This is a genomic window from Achromobacter aloeverae, assembly GCF_004121055.1.
Classification (GTDB): Bacteria; Pseudomonadota; Gammaproteobacteria; order Burkholderiales; family Burkholderiaceae_B; genus Bordetella_C; species Bordetella_C aloeverae.
The window spans coordinates 75122-96761 of sequence record NZ_PYAL01000010.1 but is presented as its reverse complement, the minus strand read 5'-3'; the positions used below and the strand labels follow the sequence as shown (position 1 = coordinate 96761).

Genomic DNA, 21640 nt, shown 5'->3' with positions numbered 1-21640 from the left:
GCCGAGCCGTCGCGCAGATATACCAGGAATCACCGCCATGTCCGCCTCCGCTACCCCTCCCGCCTCCGTCTCCCGTTTCCAGTCCGGGGAACTGGACATGCTGGCCAAGACCGCCGACGCGCTCAGCGCCTACCTGGGCAAGCCCGTGCTGGCCGAAGTCGACGCCACCGAGGAAGGCCTGGAATGGGTGACCTTCGGCATTCCCATGGAAGAAAACGCCTCCCGCGACGGCGAGGATCCCGTGCGCGTGCAAATGGGCGGCCCCGGTTCGCGCCTGCTCGGCAATCGCGGCGGGCTCGACCATACCGATGAGGACGTGTACGACTGCCTGTACCTGTGGGCCATCCAGATCACGCTGACCGAAGGCGAGCGTTTCGTGAAGCTGGACCAGGACGGCGAGGAGGCGGCATGGTCCGACACCCTGGCCGATGTCCTGCCGTTTGACTTGACGGATGAAGACCTGTCCGCGTTGGATGATGAAGACGACGAGGATGAGGATGAGGATGAGGACGACGGCGATGGCGCTCCCGGCGGCGCCGGCGGGGGCCACGACGGCGTGCATCGCCATTGAAGGCACGACCGGCGAGCCGCCCCCTCGCCTGGTGCATGAACCTAGTGCATCGACGATGCGCCATGGACGATGCGCCACGGCGACGCGCGTGGTTCAATAGGGACATACCGCCCACCCGGAGCCGCACCCCCATGCTGTTGAAAACCGCCGGCACGCTGCTGGCCGCCGCCCTGCTGGCCACAGGTCCCGTGCAAGCCCAGATGAAGGTGGGCGTGATCACTTCGTCCACCGGGCCCACGGCCATGGTGGGCATCCCGCAAAAAAATACCGTGCCGCTGTTGCCTGCCAGGCTGGGCGACCTGACGGTGGACTACATCACGCTCGACGATGCCAGCGATCCCGCGAAATCGGTCGCGGCCGCCCACAAGCTGATCGACGAGGAACACGTCGACGCCATCATCGGACCACCCGGCACGCCCAATACCCTGGCAATGATTCCCTTCGTCGCGGAAGCCGGCGTGCCCCTGCTGGCGCCCGTGGGATCGGCGACCGTGGTGCAACCCATGGACGCGCAGAAGAAATGGGTATTCAAGACCACGCAGAACGACGACATCATCGCCCAGGCCCTGGTCGGACACATGGCCGCCAATGGCGTCAAGACGGTGGGATTCATCGGCCTGGGCGATGCCTATGGCGAGAACTGGTACAAGGTGTTCAGCGCGCTGGCGGCCGATCACGGGCTGCGCATCGTGGCGCAGGAACGCTATCAGCGCAACGATAGCTCGGTCACCGGCCAGACCCTGAAGCTCCTGGCCGCGCGGCCCGATGCCGTCCTGGTGGCGGCTACCGGCGCGGCCGCCGTGCTGCCGCAGGTCACGCTGGTGGACCAGGGCTACAAGGGGCGTTTCTACCAAACCCACGGCGCCGCCTTGCCCGACTTCCTGAAGCTGGGCGGCAAGAAGGTGGAAGGCACCGTGCTGGCGGCCAGCCTGATGCTGGTGCTGCCGGAGATGCCGGACACGCATCCCTCCAAGCCCGTCGCGCAACGCTACATCGACGCCTACGAACAGCGCTACCAGACCCTGCCAGCCACCTTCGGCGCCAATGTCTACGATGCGGGCCTGCTGCTGCAACAGGCGGCGCCGCCGGCCGGGCACGCGGGCCGGCCGGGCACGCCGGCGTTCCGCGCCGCGCTGCGGGATGCGCTGGAACAAACCCATGACCTGGTCGGCACGCAAGGCGTGTACAACATGACGCCGCAGGATCACAGCGGATTCGACGCCCGTGGACGCGAATTGATCGTGGTCCGCGACGGCCGTTGGAAACGCCTGCCCTGAGCGCGGCCGGGTAAACGGCGCCCGGGACCGATGCCGGACGCCAACGCGGGATCGAGGAGGAAGCGCCATGACGCCGTGCCCACCGCCTGCCAGCCCCTCCCGCGCCGCCGGACCGGCGCTGCGGCCGCGCCATCTGCTGTATGTCCTGCTGGCGCTGCTGGCCATCGCGCCCGCGCTGCTGCCCACGCGCTACGTGCTGCTGCTGGACTACGTCGGCGTGGCCGCCCTGGTGGCGCTGGGCGTGGTCCTGCTCACCGGAATCGGCGGTCTGCTCAACCTCGCGCAGGCGGGCTTCGCGGGCGTGGGCGCCTATGTCACCGCCCTCTTCACGACACAAACGGACGCACTGCCTGGCGGGCTGGCCTGGCTGGGCGGATCGCCCTGGCTGGCGCTGGCGGCCGGCCTGCTGCTGACCCTGGCACTGGCCGCCCTGCTGGGCGCGCTGACCGTGCGCCTGCCGGGCCCCTACCTGGCCCTGTGCAGCATCGCATGGGGACTGGCGCTGCCCTATGCATTCGGCGTGCTGGGAGGGCATGGCATCGACGGCATTGCGCCCATCCGGGTCGCCGGCGTGGCGCTGGACACGGCGGACCGCATGTATTACCTGATCTGGCCCGTGCTGCTGGTAGTCCTTTGGGCCCAGCGCAATTTGCTCGACTCCAGGCAGGGCCGCGCCATGCGCGCCTTGCGCGGCGGCTGCGCGATGGCGGAGTCGATGGGGGTGAACAGCGCGCGGCTGCGCTTCGCGATCCTGCTGATCGCCGCCGCCCAGGCGTGCATCGCGGGCTGGCTCTATGCCCACCTGCAACGCCACGTCGACCCAGGGCCGTTCAGCCTGCGCATGGGCATCGAGTACGTGTTCATGGCCCTCGTCGGCGGCGCCGCGCATGTCTGGGGCGCGCTGCTGGGCGCGGGGCTCTTCACGGCGACCGGGCAATGGCTGCGCGACACGCTGGTCCGCCTGCAATGGCCGTTCGCGGGGGACGGCGCCTATGGCGACCTTGGCCGATATGGCGGCCTCGACATCGCGCTGTTCGGGCTGGTCGCCCTTGTGGTGCTGTCGCGCGCGCGCGATGGCTTGTGGCCCATCCTGGCGCGCCGCCTGCCGCTGGACCGCGAGGACGGCAAGGTCAACATGGCGGCGGAGCCGCTGCCCAAGCGCCCCCTGCCGCCGCGCGGCGACATCATCCTGGAAGCCTTGCGCGTGACGCGCCGGTTTGGCGACCGGCCCGCCAATCACGAGGTCAGCCTGTCCGCCGAGGCGGGCAGCATCCTGGCGCTGATTGGCCCCAACGGCGCCGGCAAGAGCACCTTGCTGGACCTGCTGTCCGGCGTCGACACCCCCAGCTCGGGCGCCATCGTCTTCATGGGCGATGCCGTGACGGGCCGCGGCCCCCGTCATTACGCCGAGCTCGGCCTGTGCCGCAGCTTCCAGCAGGCCTGCCTGCTGCCCGAGCGCAGCGTGCTGGATAACACGGCCTTGGGCGCGCACCTGCGCGGCACGCACGGAATCGCGGCTTGCGCCGGACATGCCGACCGCCGCGAGGAAGCCCGGCTGCTTGCCGAAGCCACTCGCCAACTGGAGCGGGTCGGACTGGGCGACTGCCTGCACCAGCCCGCCGCGTCCTTGCCGCCGGGACGCCGGCGCCTGCTCGAAATCGCGCGCGCCCTCGCGGCCGATCCCTGCCTGCTGCTGCTGGATGAACCGGCGGCCGGCCTGCGGGCAACGGAAAAAACGGAACTGGCCGCGTTGCTGCATAAATTGCGCGCGGGCGGCATGACCATACTGCTGGCCGAGCACGATAGGGATTTCGTCATGGAACTGGCCGACCAGGTGCTGGTCATGGACGCGGGCGCCATCACCGTGCGCGGCACGCCGGCCGAAGTGCGAGCGCATCCCGCGCTGCGGGCGGCGTATGTCGGCAGCGTGCGATAGGGGCACGCGGGGGCATGCGAAGAACACGCGACGCGTGCCCCGCGCAGTAGAATGCGAAATCCTTTTTCTGGATCCCGCATGGACGCCGCCAACGTTCAACTGAACGACATCGCCTTGTTCGTCGAAGTCGCCCGGCGCAAGAGCTTCAGCCTTGCCGCGCGCGCGCTCGACATGCCCACCTCCACACTGTCCCGCCGCATCAGCGAACTGGAAAGGGCGGTCGGCATGCGGCTGCTCAATCGGAACACGCGCCGCTTGGACCTCACCGATGCGGGCCAGGTGTATTTCGAACGCTGCCAGGGCCTGGTGGATGAAGCCCGCTTCGCCCACGAGCAGTTGCTGTCCATCTCCTCCAGCCAGCCGCAGGGAAAACTCATCGTCTGCATGCCGGACAGCCTGGCGTCGCTGCTGCTGTCGGACACGCTGGAGGAATTTACCGACCAGTATCCCGACCTGGAATGCGAGCTGGACCTCAGCCTGCGTGCGGCCGACCCGCATGCCGCGCCCTTCGACGTGATGCTGCGCATGGGCGAACCCAGTACGCCGAACAACGGCATGGAAGTGCGCGAAGTGCTATCGCTCACGCGGCATCTCTATGCCTCCGACGAATACGTGGCGCAGCGGGGCGAACCGAAGACGCCGGCCGACCTGCGCGAGCACGAGTGCCTGCGGGGCTATGCCAACGAGGCCGCGTCGAGCTGGCTGCTGACACGCGGCGACACGGAAGAACGCGTGGTCGTCGATGGCCGCGTCACGGCCAACAACATGGGCTTGCTGAGCGACTTCGTCAGCCTGGGCATGGGTATCGCCCCCCTGCCCGTCTACGCCGCCACGCAGGGCCGCATGGCGCGCGACCATTCCCTGCGCCGCGTCCTGCCCGAATGGTCGGCCGCCCCCATGCCGCTCTACGCCGTCTTTCCATCGCGCATCATGCCGGCCAAAACGCGCGCCTTCATGGACTTCATCGTCCCCCGGCTGGCAGCCGCCAACGGCCAGACGGACGAAGGCGCCTGAGCAAGCCGCAGGCAACTACGCCGGCGCCAAAAAAGCAAAAAGGCCCGAAAGGGCCTTTTTCGAGCACAAGCACGCCAAAACCACCAAACGCACCTGAAGAATTCCCCCACCGGGGGCACAGCGGATCCGGGTCCCCCGGTCCGCCAGTGCCGCCCCTTGAGGGGCGCGCGCGCAGCGCGCTGGGGTGGGTCTTTCCTTCCGGTCCGCTGGTGTCGCCCCCCTGGGGGGGCCGCGCTCCGCGCGGTAGGGGGGGGGGGTCTATTACACCCGCTTAATCTTTTCCAGCATCTTGAACACGCCCTTGGGCGAGTTCACGAACAGGCGCTTGAAGGCCTTGCCCAGGCAGCGGCGTTCCAGGGTGTTGCGGCGGGTGCGTTTGCGTTCAGCCATGACGATTCTCCGATCAGCGATGGTCCACTGACGGACACATCAAAAGGTTAGCGAGCACATTGAAGTGCGGAAAAGGCCCGCGCAACGACTGGAGGAACCCAGGCTGGCGGCAACTTAGGAAAACCCGGCATTCTACCCGGAATTTCGGCGTGCTGCTCAGCGATACCCGTCCCCGTTTCAGCGTGGCCACAAGCCCCCGAACCCTAGGCCCGCGCCAACAAGGCCCGCACATCCTCCGGCCTGGGCAGCGGTTGGACGGCGCCATAGCCCTGCGTGGACAGCGCCGCCGCCGCGTTGGCGTAGCGCACCGCGTCGGCCCATGCATCCCCTTGCGCGCGGCGCGCCAGCAGACTGCCGGCGAAGCAGTCGCCCGCGCCCGTGGCGTCCACCGACGCGACCCGCAGGCCGACGATGGCCCGGCGATGCTCGCCGTCGTCCAGCACCGCGCCCGACTTCCCCAGCTTCAGCACCACGACCCCGCGCGCGCCGGCATCGCGTATCCAGTCCAGCGTGCGCGACGGATCCTCATGCCCGGTGAGATGCTGCATGTCGTCCATGCTGGGCAGGAACACATCGGTCAACCCGATGGCCTCGCGCAGGATGGCGCGTGCCCGATCCACGGGCCACAGGCGCAGCCGCAGGTTGGAATCCAGGCAGACCTGGACGCCGGCAGCGCGGGCCAGCCCGATCGCGGCAAACACCGTATCGCACGCGCTGGCGCTGATGGCCATGCTGATCCCGGACACATGCAGGAAGCGCGCCCGCTGCACCAGGCCATGCGCGAGGTCGCCGGGCTGCATGCGGCTGGCGGCGGAATCGCGCCGCATATAGCTGAAGACATGTCCCTGCGGACCGTGCTGGACGAAGTACAGGCCGGTATGCGCCTGGGCGTCGACCAGCACGCCACCGGTGTCGACGCCTTCCGCGCGCCACAGCGCCAGCAACTGCTCGCCGAAGGCATCGGCGCCGACCCGCGTCAGGTACGCACAGCGCGCGCCCTGGCGCGAGGCCGCGATCACGGCATTGGAGGTATCGCCGCCATAGCCCTGCAGGAACTCCGGTACGCCGGGGCGCGTCTGGTTGAACTCCAGCAAGGGTTCGCCCAGCGCCACGATATCGAAATCAGCCATGAGCCGCCCCGCGCGTGCGCTGGATCTGCGCCACCAGCGCCGCCGTGTCGCGCGCCTCGAAGGCCGCCTTGTCGTACAGATTGCCGCCGATGCCGACCAGGCCGGCGCCGGCCTTGAAATAGGCCCCCATGTTCTGCGCGGTCACGCCGCCGGTGGGGCAAAACACGGTATCGGGAAAGACCGACTTCAAGGCGGCCAAATGGCCCGGGCCGCCCGTCTCGGCCGGAAAGACCTTGACCACGTCGGCCCCCGCCTGGCGGGCCCGCAGCACTTCGGTCGGCGTGAAGGCGCCCGGCAGGCACAAAGCGCCGGCGGCGTGGGCCAGGGGCACCAGCTCGGGCAACACGGCCGGCGACACCAGGAAGTCGACGCCGGCCACCAGCGCGTCGTGGGCCTGGCGCTCTTCCAGCACCGTCCCCAGGCCCAGCAGCAGCGTTTCGCCGTGCTTGTCTCGCAGTGCGCGCACCAGGTCGACGACGCCGGGTATGGTCCAGGTCAGTTCCAGCGTGGTGCAGCCCGCGGCGATCGCCACTTCGGCCGCATACGCGGCGGTGGCGGCGTCGCCATAGCGCAGCACGGGCACGACACGGGCGGCCAGCAGCGTCGCCAGTTTGCGTTTGCGGATATCCAGGGAGGCGTCGCTCATAAATCCTCGGAGGTAGGTAAGGGTAAGGGCCGCCGCGGCGGCCAGGTTGCCTGCATGATCAGGAGGGCGCCGGCGCCATGGCATCCGTGCCCAGCGGCAGCGCCAGCCGCCTGCGCGCCATGTCACGCAGGCGCAGCAGCGGCGCCACATACCGAGCAGGCGGCACGCCTTGCTGGCGATAGCCGAGCGTACTGACGCTGACACAGGCCAGCGGCCTGCCGTCGGGCCCGGCAATGGCGACGCCGTAGCACACGATGCCGCGCTCGTTTTCCTCGTTGTCCACCGCGTAGCCCTGCTCGCGCACGCGCGCGAGTTCCGCGCGCAGGTCCTGCGGACGGGTAATCGTGTTCGGCATGCAGGGCGCCAGCACCAGCGCGTCCACCAGGGCATCGCTGGTGGCGAGCGGCAGCGCCGCCATGTAGGCCTTGCCCGCGGCGCTGCAGTGCAGGGCCAGGCGGCCGCCCACCCGCGACGCCATGCGCACGGGCCCCTGGCTTTCCAGCTTGTCGATGTAGATCATCTCCTGGCCGGCCGGCACGGACAGGTGCACCGTTTCGCCGGTTTCGTCGCGCAGCGCCCGCAAATCCTCCGCCAGTGCGCTGCGCAGGTCCAGTTGCGACCACGCGCGGCTGGCGAGCTGGATCAGGCGCGGTCCCAGGCGATAGCGGCCGGGCACGCCGGCCGCGACGGACGCCTCGGCCAGCATGCCCTGCTCCACCAGCGCGGCGACGATGCGATACACCGTGGGGCGCGGATAGCCGCTCAGGCGGACCAGGTCGGCCATGGACGGCGCGGCGGCGGCATCGGCCACCGCCTGCAGCACGGTCATGAATTTGGAGAAGGCCGCCGTTCCGGCGACGCCCGGCCTGGCCGGATCGTGCGTGTCCACAATATGGTCATCATTTCCACAATATAGTCGGATTATTCCACAGCTATGCTAGCCGCCTCAAACCCGCGATACGCCGCTATATGGCGACGGTCCCAATACCCACGCCGCCGACCCCGACGCGGCCGCCCCCTCTTGACGCACAGGCTACGATTACAGGATGACATCCGAAATTCGCATCGTTGGCGCACGCCAGAACAACCTGAAGAACCTGGACGTAACGTTCGCCACCGGCGAACTGGTCGTCGTCACCGGCGTCTCGGGCTCGGGCAAAAGCTCCCTGGCCTTCGACACGCTCTATGCCGAAGGGCAGCGACGCTACGTCGAAACCTTTTCCCCCTATGCGCGCCAGTTCCTGGACCGCATGGACAAGCCCCAGGTCGACCGGATCGAAGGCATTCTTCCCGCCATCGCCATCGACCAGACCAATCCCGTGCGCAGCTCGCGCAGCACCGTCGGCACGATGACGGAGCTCAATGACCACCTCAAGCTGCTGTTCGCGCGCGGCGCCCGGCTGTTCTGCCGCGGCTGTGGCCGGCTGGTGCGGCGCGACACCCCCGACTCCATACGCCAGTCGCTCGCCGAACGCAGCGCCGACGCGGGCGACCCGCGCCTGGTCGTGACGTTCCCGATCAAGGTGCCGGCGAATTTCACCGAGGACGAGGTCCGCGGCTTCCTGGACCAGCAGGGCTATACCCGCGTCCACGCCCAGGAAGGCGAGCCGGCCTCCGGGGCGGCCGAATCCAAGCCCGCCAGGGCTGCCAAGGGATCGAAGAAAACCAGGGACGACAAGGACGCCGCCGTGGCGCAGCGCGTGCTGCACGTGGTGCAGGACCGCTTCCGCTACGCCGGCGCCGAAACCGACCGCGTGATGGAAGCACTGGATACGGCGCTGCGCATGGGCGCCGGCCACCTGGCCGTGCACGTGCTGGATGACGAAGGCCGGGACGCCCAGGTCTGGAAGTACAGCGATCGCCTGCATTGCGCCGATTGCGACATCGAATACGCCGACCCGCTGCCCAGCTCGTTCTCGTTCAACTCGCCGCTGGGGGCGTGCGAAGCCTGCCGCGGCTTCGGCCGCGTCATCGGCATCGACTTCGGCCTGGTCATTCCCGACGAGAACAAGACCCTGCTGGAAGGCGCCATCAAGCCCTGGCAGACGGCCAGCTACAAGGAATGCCAGGACGACCTGCAGAAGTACGCGCCGCGCGCGGGCGTCCCCCTGTCCGTGCCGTGGAAGAGCCTGACGCCGCAGCAACAGGACTGGGTACTGCACGGCGACCCCGACTTCAAGGGCGGCAGCCAGGCCTGGAAGCACCAGTGGTACGGCGTGCAGCGCTTCTTCGCCTGGCTCGAAACCAAGGCCTACAAGATGCACGTGCGCGTGTTGCTGTCGAAATACCGCAGCTACACGCCCTGCCCCACCTGCCATGGCTCGCGCCTGAAGCCCGACGCCCTGCTTTGGCGCGTCGGCACCAAGGAAGAAGCCGATGCCGTCATGCCGTCGGAAGACGGCCGCTATCGCCGCTTCAAGCCGGTCCAGGCCAACTGGTCCGACGAACTGCTGTACCTGCTGGACGGCCTGTCCATCCACGACGTCATGCTGCTGCCCATCGAGCGCGTGCGCGTTTTCTTCGACAGCCTGCGCTACCACGGCGTGCTGGACGCCGCCACCGACCTGTTGCTGACGGAGGTGCGCGCGCGCCTGAAATTCCTCTGCGACGTCGGCCTGGGCTACCTGACCCTGGACCGGCAGAGCCGCACGCTGTCCGGCGGCGAAGTGCAGCGGATCAATCTCACCACCGCGCTGGGCACGTCGCTGGTCAACACGCTGTTCGTCCTGGACGAACCGTCCATCGGCCTGCACCCGCGCGACATGCATCGCGTGGTGGAGGTCATGCACCGGCTGCGCGACGCGGGCAATACGCTGGTCGTGGTCGAACATGACCCGCAAGTCATGGTGGCGGCCGACCGCATCATCGACATCGGCCCCGGCCCTGGCGAACGCGGCGGCAGCATCGTCTTCGACGGCACGCCGGCGCAGTTGCGCGCCGCGCGCACGCTGACCGGCGACTACCTGGGCGGCCGCCTGCGCGTGGAAGCGCCCCGTCCCATGCCCGTGGCGGCCAACACGCCGCGCCTGCTGCTGGAAGGCGTGAATGCCCACAACCTGAAGAATGTCTCGGTGGAAATTCCGCTGGGCCGCCTGGTGTGCGTCACCGGCGTCTCCGGTTCGGGCAAATCGACGCTGGTGCAGGACGTGTTGTATCCCGCCCTGCTCAAGCTCAAGGGCAAGCCGTCCGAAGCGCCCGGCGCGTTCGGACGCCTGCTGGGCGCGGAGCAGATCGCCGACGTGGTGCTGGTGGACCAGACCCAGATCGGCAAGACCGCCCGGTCCAACCCGGCCAGCTATGTCGGCGCCTTCGACGCCATCCGTAAGCTCTTCGCCCAGGCGCCGCTGTCGAAGGAACGCGCCTATACGGCGGGCACCTTCAGCTTCAACAGCGGCGACGGCCGCTGCCCGGTTTGCGGCGGCACCGGCTTCGAGCACGTCGAGATGCAGTTCCTGTCCGACGTCTACCTGCGCTGCCCGGACTGCGACGGCAAGCGCTTCCGCCCGGAAGTGCTGCAAGTTCGCGTCGAGCACCTGGGCAAGAGCGCGTCCATCGACGAAGTGCTGGAAATGACGGTGAGCGAGGCCCTGGATTTCTTCAAGGGCCTGCGCGATGTCCAGACCGGCCTGGCGCCGCTGGCCGACGTGGGCCTGGAATACGTGCGCCTGGGACAACCGGTGCCTACGCTCTCGGGCGGCGAGGCGCAGCGCCTGAAACTGGCCGGCCACCTGGCCGAGGCGGCCCGCAGCGGTATTTCCACCGCCAAGGTCGCCAAGAAGGGCAGCCTTTTCCTTTTCGACGAACCGACCACCGGCCTGCACTTCGACGACGTCGCGCGCCTGATGCGCGCCTTCCGCAAGCTGCTGGCGGCGGGCCATACCCTGCTGGTCATCGAGCACAACCTGGACGTGATCCGCGCCGCCGACTGGCTGCTGGACCTCGGCCCCGAGGGCGGCGACGCCGGCGGCCTGCTGGTGGGCACCGGCACGCCGCGCGACCTGATGGACAACCCCGCGTCGCACACGGGCGCCGCGCTGCGCGAATACGAACACGCCATCCTGCCGGCGGAGTCGGCAACGGCGCGCGTCGACGCGCTGGAGCTGGCGGAAGAAGCGCCTACCGCCGAATATGCCAAGAGCAATGCCGACAGCGACGCCAATGGCGACGGCACGCCCTTGCAGGCCGCGCTGCGCCGCCAGGCGCCGCTGTCGATCGAAATCCGCAACGCGCGCGAACACAACCTGAAGAACATCAGCGTGGAGATCCCACGCGACAAGTTCACCGTGATCACCGGCGTGTCGGGTTCCGGCAAGTCCACCCTGGCCTTCGACATCCTGTTCAACGAAGGCCAGCGGCGCTATCTGGAGTCGCTCAACGCCTATGCGCGCGCCATCGTGCAACCGGCCGGCAAGCCCGACGTGGACGCCATCTTCGGTATCCCGCCGACGGTTGCCATCGCCCAGCGCACGAGCCGCGGCGGCCTGAAGTCCACCGTCGCCACGATGACGGAGATCCACCACTTCCTGCGCCTGCTGTACGTCAAGCTGGGCGTGCAGTATTCGCCTGACTACAACGTGCCGGTCGAACCCCAGACGCCCGACCAGATCGTCGCGCGCATCCTGCGCGAACGCAGCGGCCAGCGCATCGGCGTGCTGGCGCCCCTGGTGACCGCGCGCAAGGGCTATTACACCGACCTGGCGAAGTGGGCCGGCGGCAAGGGCCATACGCACTTGCGGGTGGACGGCGTCTTCACGCCGGTCAGCCCGTGGCCGCGCCTGGATCGCTACAAGGAACACACCATCGAGCTGCCGGTGGCCGACGTCCTGGTCGATCCCGCCAACGAGGCCCCCTTGCGCGAAGCCGTGCGCAGCGCCCTGGACTACGGCCAGGGCGCCCTCAGCGTCCTGTGGCCGCTGGACGCCTTGCGCGAGAACCCCGACACCGTGCTGGAGCAGGCGCACTTTTCCACCAAGCGCACCTGCCCGATCAGCGGCGTCAGCTTTCCCGAGCTGGATCCGCGCATGTTCTCCTACAACTCCAAGCATGGCTGGTGTCCCACCTGCTTCGGCGCGGGGGTGGTCATGCCCGAGTTCGACGAGGAACAGACCGGCGAGGAAGCGGGCTGGAGCGAACGCTATGCGGGCGAAGCCGTGGTCTGCCCCACGTGCCACGGCCAACGCCTGAACCGCGTGGCCCTGCACGTGCGCTGGCGTGACCGGTCCATCGCCGAACTGGCCGCGATGTCCGTGAACGACGCGCATACTTTCTTCACCGGCCTGGTGGTGCGCGGCCGCGAAGCGGAGATCGCCCGCGATATCCTGGCGGAAATCCGCAGCCGCCTGAACTTCATGAAGGAGGTCGGCCTCGATTACCTGGCGCTGGACCGCGCGGCGCCCACGCTGTCCGGCGGCGAAGCGCAGCGCATCCGCCTGGCCGCGCAACTGGGTTCGAACATGCAGGGCGTGTGCTACATCCTGGACGAGCCCACCATCGGCCTGCACCCGCGCGACAACCGCATCCTGCTGGACGCGCTGGGCCGCCTGGAAGGCAACGGCAATACCCTGGTGGTGGTCGAGCATGACGACGACACCATCCGGCGCGCCGCCCACATCATCGACATCGGTCCCGGGGCCGGCGTGCGCGGCGGGCAGGTGGTGGCGCAGGGCACAGCGGACGACCTGATGAAAAACGAGAGGTCGGTGACCGGCCGCTACCTCGCGCAACCGCTACAGCACCCCTTGCAGGGACGCCGCGCGGTCGACAAGGACACGGCCTTCGTCGAGGTGCGCAACGCCCATCTGCACAACCTGCGCAATGTCAACGCACGCTTCCCCATCGGCCGCCTGAGCGTGGTCACGGGAGTGTCGGGTTCGGGCAAGTCGACGCTGGCGCGCGAAGTGCTGCTGGACAACCTGTTGCAGGCGGTCTCGCAGGGCGCGGCGCCCAAGTGGCACGGCTGCACGGGCATCAACGGCTGGGAAGCCCTGGACCGCGTGCTCGAGGTGGACCAGACGCCCATCGGCAAGACGCCGCGCTCCTGCCCCGGCACCTATATCGGCTTCTGGGACGACGTGCGCAAGCAGTTCGCCGAAACGAAGGAAGCGCGCATGCGCGGCTGGACGGCGGCCCGCTTTTCGTTCAATACCGGCGACGGCCGCTGCCCCATCTGCGAAGGCCAGGGCATGCGCACCATCGAAATGAACTTCCTGCCGGACGTGAAGGTGCCCTGCGATGCCTGCAACGGCGCGCGCTTCAACGTCGACACGCTGTCGGTGCAAATGCGCGGCAAGCATGCCGGCGAGGTCCTGTCCATGGAGGTCGACGATGCGCTGGAATACTTCGCCGCCCATCCCAAGGTCCGCCGCCCCTTGCAGCTGATGCAGGACGTCGGCCTGGGCTACCTGACGCTGGGCCAGCCCTCGCCCACCCTGTCCGGCGGCGAGGCGCAGCGCATCAAGCTGGTGGCCGAGTTGTCCAAGGCCAGGCTGACCGACGGTGTCATCACCACCGGCCGCGCGTCGCGCATCCCGCACACGCTGTACGTGCTGGACGAGCCGACGGTGGGGCTGTCCATGGCTGACGTGGAGAAGCTCATCCATGTGCTGCACCGCCTGGTCGAGGCCGGCAACACCGTGGTGGTCATCGAACACAACCTGGACGTGATCGCCGAAGCCGACTGGCTGCTGGACATGGGGCCGGAAGGCGGCAGCGGCGGCGGCCAGCTGGTGGCCCAGGGCACGCCGGAAGATGTCATGGCCCTGCGCGAAACGTCGCATACGGGCCGGGTGCTGGCGGAGTTCCTGCGACAATAGATGACCGTGCTGCCGTTTCGACACCGTCATGTATTGCCGTTTTGAAGACCGCCTGGCAGGCCAGGCACTGGAGCTGGTGGGTTTCCGCCGGCGCATCGACGCCCGCACGCCCCAGGAGCTGCCGGCGGCGCTTGCGGCCGTCGAGACCGCCCGGCGCGACGGGCATTGGGTGGCCCTAATGCTGGATTTCGAGTTGGGTGAGTGGCTGCTGCCCGAGGTCGTCGCCAACCAGGCCCAAGCCCAGGCCCAGGCCGATGGCCAGCCTTCCCGCGCCGATACGCCGGGCCGCAGCGCCATAGGGCGGGCCGCCGGGCGCAGTGGGGCCGGCGGCGTACAAGCCATGGCCGCCATGACGGGCGCCAATAGGGCAATCGCGCCGGACTCCCAGGATGACCGGCCAGCTTGCGCGGAGGCGACGTCGGCATCGGCAGGCGGAGCGGCTTGTGGACCCGGTACGAAGCCGGGGCCTTCACGCCCGCGCCCGCGCCTGCGGGCGCTGGTCTTCGACGGGGTCGTGCGGGGCCAGCCGTGGCCCACGCCGGCCGACGCCGGCAGCCGCATCACGGATGTGCGACCGCGCACCCCGCACGCGGAATACCTGGCGCAGGTCGACGCCATACGCGCCGGCATCGGCCGCGGCGACTACTACCAGGTCAATTACACCCAGCCCGTTGACCTGCGCGTGCAGGGCGACCCGCGCGAGCTCTATGCGCGCATCGCGGCCGCCAACCCCGTCGCGCACGCCGCCTATATCGAGGACGGGACCCAGAGCATTCTTTCTTTTTCTCCTGAACTGTTCGTGGCCCGCCATGGCGCCACGCTCACCGCCCGGCCGATGAAGGGCACGGCGCCGCGCGACCCCGATCCGGAGCGCGACGAAGCGCTGGGCCGCGACCTGCATGCCAGCGCCAAGAACCGGGCCGAGAACCTGATGATCGTCGACTTGCTGCGCAACGACCTTGGCCGCCTGGCCGAACCAGGATCGGTCAAGGTGGACGCCCTGTTCACGCTCGAACGCTACCCCACCGTCTGGACCATGACATCGACCATCAGCGCGCAGGCCCCGCACGCCGCGTTGGGCGACGTGCTGGCCGCCCTGTTTCCCTGCGGGTCGGTAACCGGCGCGCCCAAGATCGCCGCCATGCGCCAGATCCGCCGCGCGGAAACGGCCCCACGCGGGCTATATTGCGGCAGCATAGGGTGGCTGGCGCCGGACGGCGATTTCTCCCTGAACGTCGCCATCCGCACGCTGGTGCTGGACGCCGACGGCCACGGCGTCTATGGCGCGGGCGGCGGCATCGTCTTCGATTCCGAGCCCGAGGCGGAATGGCAGGAGTGTTTGTGGAAGGCGCGTATCCTGGCGCATTGACAGGCGAGGGACTGCCGGACCGCCGGACTGCAACACAAGGACTTCATGACGATGACCGATAGCCAGCCTTCTCTCATAGAAACCATGCGCGTCGAACCCGATGGCCGCATCCTGCTGCTGGACCGGCACCTGGGCCGCCTGCAGGTGTCATGCGCCGCGCTGGACCGCCCCTTCCATGGCGAGGCCTTGCGCGAACAAGTTCTGACCGCCGCCGGCAAATCGCGCACGCCCGGCGCGCAACGGGTGCGCCTGCTGGTCGATGCCGACGGCCAGGCCACGGTGCGGGCCACGCCGCTGCCCGACCTGCCGCCCTTGCCCGCGGTGCGCCTGTGGCCCACGCGCCTCGATTCGCGGGAACCCCTGCTGCGCTACAAGACCACGCGGCGGCACTGGTACGACGCGCCCACCGCCTGGCTGGCCGAGCACCCGGCTTTCTTCGATGTCCTGTTGTGCAATGAGCGGGGCGAGTTGTGCGAAGGCAGCCGCAGCAATGTCTACCTGCAACTGGGCGGAAAGTGGTTCACGCCGCCCATCGACTGCGGTTGCCTGCCCGGCGTGCAGCGCGCGGAACTGCTGGAAGGGGGATGGGTCGAGGAGCGCCTGCTCTACGAGGACGATTTCCCGCGCGCGCGCGGCATCCGCCTGTCCAACGCCTTGCGCGGCTGGTTCGACGTGGAATGGGTGCGCACGCCCCCGGCCGACAACGGCGACGCCGGCTAGGGGGCAAGCGTTCAGCGTTTTTCCAGCGCGTAGACCAGCGTATCCAGCCAGGTCAGCCCGCGCTCGGCGAACTTCGGTTCCTTGTCCAGCATGGCGCGGCGATCCAGCTGCCGCACTTGCGTATGGCCTTCATACAAGGCCTGCACCTCGGCGTCGCCGACCGAGAACGGCGGCCCGGGCATCTGGTCCTGCTCATAATCCAGCGTGATCAACAGGCCGCGCGCGCCCGTGGGCAGGCTCGCATAGACGTGCGCTGCATACCGCTTGCGCATCTCCGGCGGCAGGGCGATCAACGCCGCGCGGTCGTACACGCCCGCGCAGCCGGCCAAGGCCTGCGCATCCAGCGCGAAGATGTCGCCGCACAGGATCTCGATATTGCCGGCGCTGTACAGGTCGCCTGCCGCGGTGGCCCGCACGCTGGGCGTCAGGCCGTTCCCCGTGAAGAACTGCTCGACCGCCAGGGGCGACAGCTCCACCCCCAGCACGGAATATCCCTGCTGCGCCAGCCACGCCATGTCCAGCGTCTTGCCGCACAGCGGCACCAGCACGCGGCCGCCGGACGGCACGCCCAGCCCCGGCCAATACTTGGCCAGCAAGGGCGTGACACGTTCCTGATGAAACCCCGTGATGCCTTCGCGCCAGCGATCGAGCCAGAATTGCGCTTCCATGTAAGCTATTCCTCCGCCGTCCATTCCACCTGCACGCCCAGGCTGCGCAGGTTCTCGACAAAATGCGGGTGCGCGCGCCGGATGGGCGTCGCGTTGCGAATTTCCGAACGGCCTTCGATGCTCGCCGCCACCATGAACAGCGCGATGGCCACGCGAATGATGTAGGGACTTTCCACCACCGCCGGCCCCATGGGCGCCCCGCCGCCGAAGGTAATCAGGCGATGCGGGTCGGAAAGGAACACGTGGGCGCCGAATTTGGACAGTTCCGTGGTCCAGCCCAGCGCGCCGTCATAGACCTTGTTCCAGAACATGGCATTGCCCTGCGCGCGCACGCCCAGCGCGATGAAGATCGGCAGCAGGTCCACCGGCACGTAGGGCCACGGCGCGGCTTCCACCTTGGTCAGCACGTTGCTGGTGAAAGGCACCTGCACCTTCAGGGGCCCGGACACTGAAGCTCGCGACCAGCCGTCCTCGTGCGAGATGTGCACGCCGAACTTGGCGAAGGTGCGGTCGATCAGCGGGAAGTTGCCGGGCACGCTGTTGCGCACCACCACATCGCCGCCGGTGATCGCGCCCAGCGCCAGGAAAGTGGTGATCTCGTGGAAATCTTCCTCGAAGCGGAACTCGCCGCCGCGCAAGGCCTTGCCGCCCCGCACCGATAGACGCGACGTGCCCAGGCCTTCGATATGCGCGCCCATCATCGTCATGAAGCGGCAGAATTCCTGCACATGCGGCTCCGACGCGGCATTGTTCAGCGTGGAAAGCCCGTCGGCCGCCACCGCGCACAGCACGAAGTTTTCCGTCGTGGTGACCGAGGCATAGTCCAGCCAGTGGTCTGTCGCCTTGAGGCTGCCCGCGCGTCGCACCAGCAGCGAACCGTCCTGCCGCTCGATGGTGCCGCCGAAGCGCTGGAACACGTCCACGTGCGGATCGATCTCGCGCACGCCCAGCGTGCAGCCTTTTACGTTGTCTTCCAGGCGCGCGACGCCGAAGCGCGCCAGCAAGGGCGGCACCAGCATGATGGACGAGCGCATTTCCTCGGGCAGGTGATGATGCGCCGGGTCGAAGACCGTATCGCGATGGCACAGGTCCAGCGTGCGGGTCGCGGGATCGAGCGTAACCTGGCTGCCCAGGGTGCGGAAGATTTCCAGGATCTTGCGTACGTCGGTGATGTCCGGCACGCCGTGCAGTCGCAAGGGCTCGGACGTCAACAGGGTCGCGCAGAGGATGGGTAGTACAGCGTTCTTATTGGCCGAGGGCGTAATGCGGCCGCGTAGGGGCGTGCCGCCGTGGACGATGAGATTGGACATGGAACGTGTCTAAATGAAACAGGCGTATGAACGACCGCCATGCCGGCGTACCGGCATGAGGCCGATGGGAGTGGCAGCAGTTTACTCGCCTCGGGGCGAGGCGACCGTGCTCTGCACGTATATCTTCGCGTAGGCTTCGCGGATATACGCGCTGATCTGCTCCTGCCGCCGGTCGATATGCTTTTCCAGCACCGTCGCGCACGCATCGGCGTCACGCGACCGCAGCGCGGCGATGACGGCATCGTGGTCGTGCGGCACGCCGCGGCGCTGATCGGCGAGTTCGATATCGATCCATCGCACGAAGCGGATGCGCTCGTTGATATTGCGCAACACCTGCTGCATCTCGGCATTGCCGGACAGCGCCATCACCCGCTGGTGGAAGGCCTCGTCCAGCTCGGCCAGCGCCGGCGTGGACAAGCTGCTGGAGCCGGGCTTGGCGCGTTCCAGGAAATCGGCCAGTTCGGCGATGTCCGCGTCGCTGGCACGCGCCACGGCCAGGCGCACGGCGCCCGTCTCCAGGATCTTGCGCATTTCATACAGCGAATAGATCTCGCGCGCGTCCAGCGCGCGGCAAAAGAAACCCTTGCCCGGCGACGAGGTCAGCAGGCCTTCCGTATTGAGGCGGTGCAGGGCCTCGCGCAGCGGCGTGCGGCTGATCCCCAGGTGTCGCGCCAGCGCCGGTTCGTTGATGCGCTCGCCCGGCTTGAAGCGGTAGGACACCGCCATGACCTTGATCCGCTCGTAGGCGCGATCGACGATGCTGTCGGAAGGGGCGGCGCTGGCATGCATGCTTTTTTGCGACGATTCGTTTGCGATGACTAGTCCGCGACGATATGCGCGCGGTCGGCCACGGCTTTCCAGGTCGCGATATCGTCGCCGATCTGCTTGGCGAATGCCTGGGGCGTGCTGCCCATGGGCTCGACGCCCAGCCGCCCCAACACGGCCTTGCCTTCCTCCGAGCCGGCGAATTGAGCCACGCCCGCCTGGATCTTCTGGACGACAGCCGGCGGCGTGCCCGCGGGCGCCACGATGCCGTACCAGAACACCGCGTCGAATCCGGGGATGCCCACTTCCGCGAACGACGGCGTATCGGGCAGCAGGTCCGTCCGCTGCGTCACGGCCAGGGCCCGCAGCTTGCCGGCCTTGACGTACTCCGCGGACGCCACGGGGTTGTCGAAGAAGGCCTTGACCACGCCGCTCATCAAGTCCGTATAGGCCTGCGACGCGCCCTTGTAGGGCACGTGCGTCATGGACACCTTCTGGTCGAGCTCGAGCATTTTCGTAATCAGGTAACCCAGCGTGGTCGGCCCGACCGACGCGTATTCCACCGTCCCCGGATGCTGGCGCAGGTAGGCGATGAAGGCCTTCATGTCCGGCGCCGGAAAATTCGGCGTGATCGCCAGCACGTAGCCCGTGCTGCCGATCTCCGACACCGGCGCGAAACTGGTCAGCGGATTATAGGGGGTGTCCTTCATCAGGATGGCCGACGTCACGTGGGTGCTGGACGTTGCGATGCCCAGGGTATAGCCATCGGGCGGCGCCATCGCCACCACGTGGGACCCCAGCGTTCCGCCGGCGCCGGGCTTGTTCTCCACGACCACCGGCTGGCCCAGCGTCGTGCCGAGGGACTTGGCGACCGCGCGGGCCACCAGGTCGGTGCCGCCGCCAGGCGGAAACGGCACCACCAGGCGGATGGGACGCGTGGGCCAGTCGGCGGCCGCGGCGGTTCCGCAGGCCAGGCCCGCGAGACCCAAGGCAAGCAGGACGGCGGACAGGCGCCGGGTCCACTTCGTAGCGATGACGGACATGGAGGAGACTCCTTGCGATAGTTGGCCGGTGGTCGGCCAGTGGTCGGTCTATAGCTGGCCGGTAGTTGCCCGCCAGTTGGCCGGTAGTTGGCCTTTGAGGTAGTTGGCCCTTGAGTAAGGGCGACGCCGCGTCAGGACGACTTCTGTCCGCCGACCACGCTGGGATAGACGACGTCATCGCCGCGCGCGAACATCCACGCCATGTCCTCCTTGGACAGGTACTCCGGGCGCGTCTTGTGCAAGCCCGCCAGCGTCTCGACGATGATGTTGCGCTTCACCTCCGAGACCAGCACATTGGTGCGGTGATAGCACTCCGATACGTTGCGGCCCAGGACGGTAAAACCGTGGCGGCGCATGATGATGCAGTTGGTGTCGGCGATGAACGTCTTGATCGGCCCCACATCCTCCTCGACGTTCAGGCTGGCCGGAAGGTAATGGGCAGGCTTCTGCATCAGGTAGGAAAACGTCAGCGACGTGCTGCGTATCTCCTCGAAGCCGGCGGCCAGGAAGGCGATGGTCTCGTCGTGATGCAGGTGGATCACGCAATTCACGTCGGGCCGCAGCCGCAGGATTTCCCGGTTCATCTGGTGCCCCACCGTCGTCGGCCGGCCGCCATGCAGGATGCGCCCGCAGGGAATATCGGTGATGACCAGATCGTCCAGCGTCATCTCCTCCAGCGATACGGCCGACGGCTTGGCGTAGGCCACGCCGTCGGGGTAATCCGGATGCGGCACGCGGATCACCATGCCGCCCAGGGAACTCTGTACATAGCCGCGCGATACCAGCATGCCGGCGTACTTCAGGTAGGACTGGGCAATCTTCTCGTCGAAATGAACGTTGGGGTCGGGGGTCAGCTCATTGACGCGATAGGCGGGCGTTGCGGTAGTCATCGGGATCGACCTCGGCTCGGTGCGCTGCCGACGGGCCGGCAACGGGGTATAAATTCAGAATTCTGACGTGTATACACACTGGAATTCTGATTTGGCCGCTTCCGGCGCTCAATCGGGGTATACCCCCGGGCCGTTAATGGATCGCCCAAAGCCACGCGGGCGCCCTCAGGCGCCCGCGCGTGGGAAAAACAGGAAAGGATCAGGCCGGGGCCAGAATGCGCCGCAGCGCGCGGTCCGCCGCCGCCATGCCCATGGCCGCCGTAACAGTCACCACCGACCCGTAGCCGGCGCAGGACAGGCCTTGGGGCGCCGGGCCCGCCGCCACCTGGGCGCCCATGTCGTCCTCGGCCTCGTGCGCCAGCATCCAGGCGGCCGGCAGTATGGGCGGCTGGTCGAACCACAGGGCCTCGACCTGCATCTTGGGCACGCGCTTGCGGACCTTGCCGGCCTGGTCCGCCGCCTTGGGATAGCCATGCTCGCGCCGCAGCTTGTTGCGCAGCTTGGCCAGCAGGGCGTCATTGAGCGCGCTCGACAGGTCGCCGGCGCGCAGCGCCAGCGGGTCCGTCTTGCCGCCGGCGCCGCCGCAGACCAGCAGTGGACAGCCCAGGTGGCGGGCATGGCGCACCATCGCGATCTTGGCCGCGACCTGGTCGGTGCAATCGATGATCATGGCGTAGGGTCCCGGCAGGACCAGGCCCACGTTGTCCGGGGTGACGAAGTCATCCACGCAATGCACGACGCATTCCGGATTGATGCCGGCGATGCGATCGGCCATGGCCTGTATCTTGGCCGCCCCGAGCGTACCGGTCAGCGCATGGATCTGGCGGTTGACGTTGGATTCGGCGATATGGTCCAGGTCGATCAGCGTCAACGCGCCGATGCCGCAGCGCGCCAGCGCCTCGGCGGTCCAGGAGCCGACGCCGCCCAGACCGGCCACCGCCACATGGGCGGCGCGCAGCCGTTGCGGCGCCAGCGGTCCGTAAAGGCGGGCCAGGCCGCCGAAGCGCCGTTCGGCGTCGATATCGCAGGAAGGGAGAACCGTCGTCATGATGGCGCGATTTTCTCACGCCCCGGCCCGGTCCACATGCCCGGGCCCGCG

17 protein-coding genes are annotated in these 21640 nt (G+C 68.2%); 7 read left to right on the top strand and 10 right to left on the bottom strand.

Features of this window, described 5'->3' with window-relative positions; translation table 11 throughout:
- The first annotated feature begins 37 nt into the window (after window positions 1–37).
- From C7R54_RS27730 to C7R54_RS27715, 4 genes are all read left to right on the top strand, one after another.
- Entirely contained in the window at window positions 38–571 is a 534-nt protein-coding gene (locus tag C7R54_RS27730; protein ID WP_129154155.1) for a hypothetical protein, read from the top strand.
- Window positions 572–702: 131 nt separating this feature from the next.
- On the top strand, window positions 703–1848 hold the full coding sequence (locus C7R54_RS27725) for an ABC transporter substrate-binding protein (RefSeq protein WP_129154154.1): 1146 nt from the start codon (window positions 703–705) through the stop codon (window positions 1846–1848).
- Window positions 1849–1915: 67 nt separating this feature from the next.
- On the top strand, window positions 1916–3784 hold the full coding sequence (locus tag C7R54_RS27720; protein ID WP_240039753.1) for a branched-chain amino acid ABC transporter ATP-binding protein/permease: 1869 nt from the start codon (window positions 1916–1918) through the stop codon (window positions 3782–3784).
- Window positions 3785–3862: 78 nt separating this feature from the next.
- Window positions 3863–4798: a LysR family transcriptional regulator gene (locus tag C7R54_RS27715; protein WP_129154153.1), complete on the top strand. Its 936-nt coding sequence runs from the start codon at window positions 3863–3865 to the stop codon at window positions 4796–4798.
- 261 nt (window positions 4799–5059) lie between these two features.
- On the opposite strand, the gene C7R54_RS29405 is transcribed toward C7R54_RS27715, so the two are convergent.
- From C7R54_RS29405 to C7R54_RS27700, 4 genes are all read right to left on the bottom strand, one after another.
- Window positions 5060–5188, bottom strand: a complete 129-nt coding sequence (locus C7R54_RS29405; protein WP_255361982.1) for a hypothetical protein — start codon at window positions 5186–5188, stop codon at window positions 5060–5062.
- A 203-nt stretch (window positions 5189–5391) separates the two neighbouring features.
- Entirely contained in the window at window positions 5392–6318 is a 927-nt protein-coding gene (locus C7R54_RS27710) for a sugar kinase (protein ID WP_129154152.1), read from the bottom strand.
- The gene (locus tag C7R54_RS27705; RefSeq protein WP_129154151.1) at window positions 6311–6964 is read right to left on the bottom strand and encodes a bifunctional 4-hydroxy-2-oxoglutarate aldolase/2-dehydro-3-deoxy-phosphogluconate aldolase; all 654 of its coding nucleotides are present in this window, start codon (window positions 6962–6964) and stop codon (window positions 6311–6313) included. Before C7R54_RS27705 ends, C7R54_RS27710 begins: the two co-directional genes overlap by 8 nt.
- A gap of 58 nt (window positions 6965–7022) precedes the next feature.
- On the bottom strand, window positions 7023–7793 hold the full coding sequence (locus C7R54_RS27700) for an IclR family transcriptional regulator (RefSeq protein ID WP_129154305.1): 771 nt from the start codon (window positions 7791–7793) through the stop codon (window positions 7023–7025).
- A gap of 217 nt (window positions 7794–8010) precedes the next feature.
- Between C7R54_RS27700 and uvrA the strand changes: the two genes are divergently transcribed.
- The 3 genes from uvrA to C7R54_RS27680 are packed head-to-tail and all read left to right on the top strand — an operon-like array spanning window position 8011 to window position 15865.
- Window positions 8011–13776, top strand: coding sequence for an excinuclease ABC subunit UvrA (gene uvrA / locus C7R54_RS27695; protein WP_129154150.1), 5766 nt, complete (start codon window positions 8011–8013; stop codon window positions 13774–13776).
- Window positions 13777–13804: 28 nt separating this feature from the next.
- On the top strand, window positions 13805–15145 hold the full coding sequence (gene pabB / locus C7R54_RS27685) for an aminodeoxychorismate synthase component I (protein WP_240039752.1): 1341 nt from the start codon (window positions 13805–13807) through the stop codon (window positions 15143–15145).
- 45 nt (window positions 15146–15190) lie between these two features.
- A complete protein-coding gene (locus C7R54_RS27680) occupies window positions 15191–15865 on the top strand; it encodes an aminotransferase class IV family protein (RefSeq protein ID WP_240039751.1) in 675 nt (224 codons plus the stop codon).
- Window positions 15866–15876: 11 nt separating this feature from the next.
- Here the strand turns inward: C7R54_RS27680 and C7R54_RS27675 are convergent, their stop codons facing one another.
- The 6 genes from C7R54_RS27675 to C7R54_RS27650 form a co-directional block, all read right to left on the bottom strand.
- The gene (locus C7R54_RS27675; protein WP_129154149.1) at window positions 15877–16533 is read right to left on the bottom strand and encodes a thiopurine S-methyltransferase; all 657 of its coding nucleotides are present in this window, start codon (window positions 16531–16533) and stop codon (window positions 15877–15879) included.
- Between the two features lie 5 nt (window positions 16534–16538).
- The gene (locus C7R54_RS27670) at window positions 16539–17843 is read right to left on the bottom strand and encodes a UDP-N-acetylglucosamine 1-carboxyvinyltransferase (protein ID WP_129154148.1); all 1305 of its coding nucleotides are present in this window, start codon (window positions 17841–17843) and stop codon (window positions 16539–16541) included.
- Between the two features lie 81 nt (window positions 17844–17924).
- Window positions 17925–18632, bottom strand: a complete 708-nt coding sequence (locus C7R54_RS27665; protein WP_129154147.1) for a GntR family transcriptional regulator — start codon at window positions 18630–18632, stop codon at window positions 17925–17927.
- A 29-nt stretch (window positions 18633–18661) separates the two neighbouring features.
- Complete coding sequence (locus C7R54_RS27660) at window positions 18662–19651, bottom strand: Bug family tripartite tricarboxylate transporter substrate binding protein (protein ID WP_129154146.1); 990 nt, start codon at window positions 19649–19651, stop codon at window positions 18662–18664.
- A 131-nt stretch (window positions 19652–19782) separates the two neighbouring features.
- The gene (locus tag C7R54_RS27655) at window positions 19783–20541 is read right to left on the bottom strand and encodes a class II aldolase/adducin family protein (RefSeq protein WP_129154145.1); all 759 of its coding nucleotides are present in this window, start codon (window positions 20539–20541) and stop codon (window positions 19783–19785) included.
- A gap of 199 nt (window positions 20542–20740) precedes the next feature.
- Window positions 20741–21589, bottom strand: coding sequence for a tRNA threonylcarbamoyladenosine dehydratase (locus C7R54_RS27650; RefSeq protein ID WP_129154144.1), 849 nt, complete (start codon window positions 21587–21589; stop codon window positions 20741–20743).
- Window positions 21590–21640: the final 51 nt, after the last annotated feature.

Bases quoted from the DNA above. Each gene is read 5' to 3' on its own strand.
- uvrA (WP_129154150.1), top strand. From the start codon at position 8,011: ATGACATCCGAAATTCGCATCGTTGGCGCACGCCAGAACAACCTGAAG.
- C7R54_RS27730 (WP_129154155.1), top strand. From the start codon at position 38: ATGTCCGCCTCCGCTACCCCTCCCGCCTCCGTCTCCCGTTTCCAGTCC.
- C7R54_RS27675 (WP_129154149.1), bottom strand. From the start codon at position 16,533: ATGGAAGCGCAATTCTGGCTCGATCGCTGGCGCGAAGGCATCACGGGG.
- pabB (WP_240039752.1), top strand. From the start codon at position 13,805: ATGTATTGCCGTTTTGAAGACCGCCTGGCAGGCCAGGCACTGGAGCTG.
- C7R54_RS27705 (WP_129154151.1), bottom strand. From the start codon at position 6,964: ATGAGCGACGCCTCCCTGGATATCCGCAAACGCAAACTGGCGACGCTG.
- C7R54_RS27720 (WP_240039753.1), top strand. From the start codon at position 1,916: ATGACGCCGTGCCCACCGCCTGCCAGCCCCTCCCGCGCCGCCGGACCG.
- C7R54_RS27670 (WP_129154148.1), bottom strand. From the start codon at position 17,843: ATGTCCAATCTCATCGTCCACGGCGGCACGCCCCTACGCGGCCGCATT.
- C7R54_RS27725 (WP_129154154.1), top strand. From the start codon at position 703: ATGCTGTTGAAAACCGCCGGCACGCTGCTGGCCGCCGCCCTGCTGGCC.
- C7R54_RS27650 (WP_129154144.1), bottom strand. From the start codon at position 21,589: ATGACGACGGTTCTCCCTTCCTGCGATATCGACGCCGAACGGCGCTTC.
- C7R54_RS27660 (WP_129154146.1), bottom strand. From the start codon at position 19,651: ATGTCCGTCATCGCTACGAAGTGGACCCGGCGCCTGTCCGCCGTCCTG.
- C7R54_RS27665 (WP_129154147.1), bottom strand. From the start codon at position 18,632: ATGCATGCCAGCGCCGCCCCTTCCGACAGCATCGTCGATCGCGCCTAC.
- C7R54_RS27655 (WP_129154145.1), bottom strand. From the start codon at position 20,541: ATGACTACCGCAACGCCCGCCTATCGCGTCAATGAGCTGACCCCCGAC.
- C7R54_RS29405 (WP_255361982.1), bottom strand. From the start codon at position 5,188: ATGGCTGAACGCAAACGCACCCGCCGCAACACCCTGGAACGCCGCTGC.
- C7R54_RS27680 (WP_240039751.1), top strand. From the start codon at position 15,191: ATGACGATGACCGATAGCCAGCCTTCTCTCATAGAAACCATGCGCGTC.
- C7R54_RS27715 (WP_129154153.1), top strand. From the start codon at position 3,863: ATGGACGCCGCCAACGTTCAACTGAACGACATCGCCTTGTTCGTCGAA.
- C7R54_RS27700 (WP_129154305.1), bottom strand. From the start codon at position 7,793: ATGACCGTGCTGCAGGCGGTGGCCGATGCCGCCGCCGCGCCGTCCATG.
- C7R54_RS27710 (WP_129154152.1), bottom strand. From the start codon at position 6,318: ATGGCTGATTTCGATATCGTGGCGCTGGGCGAACCCTTGCTGGAGTTC.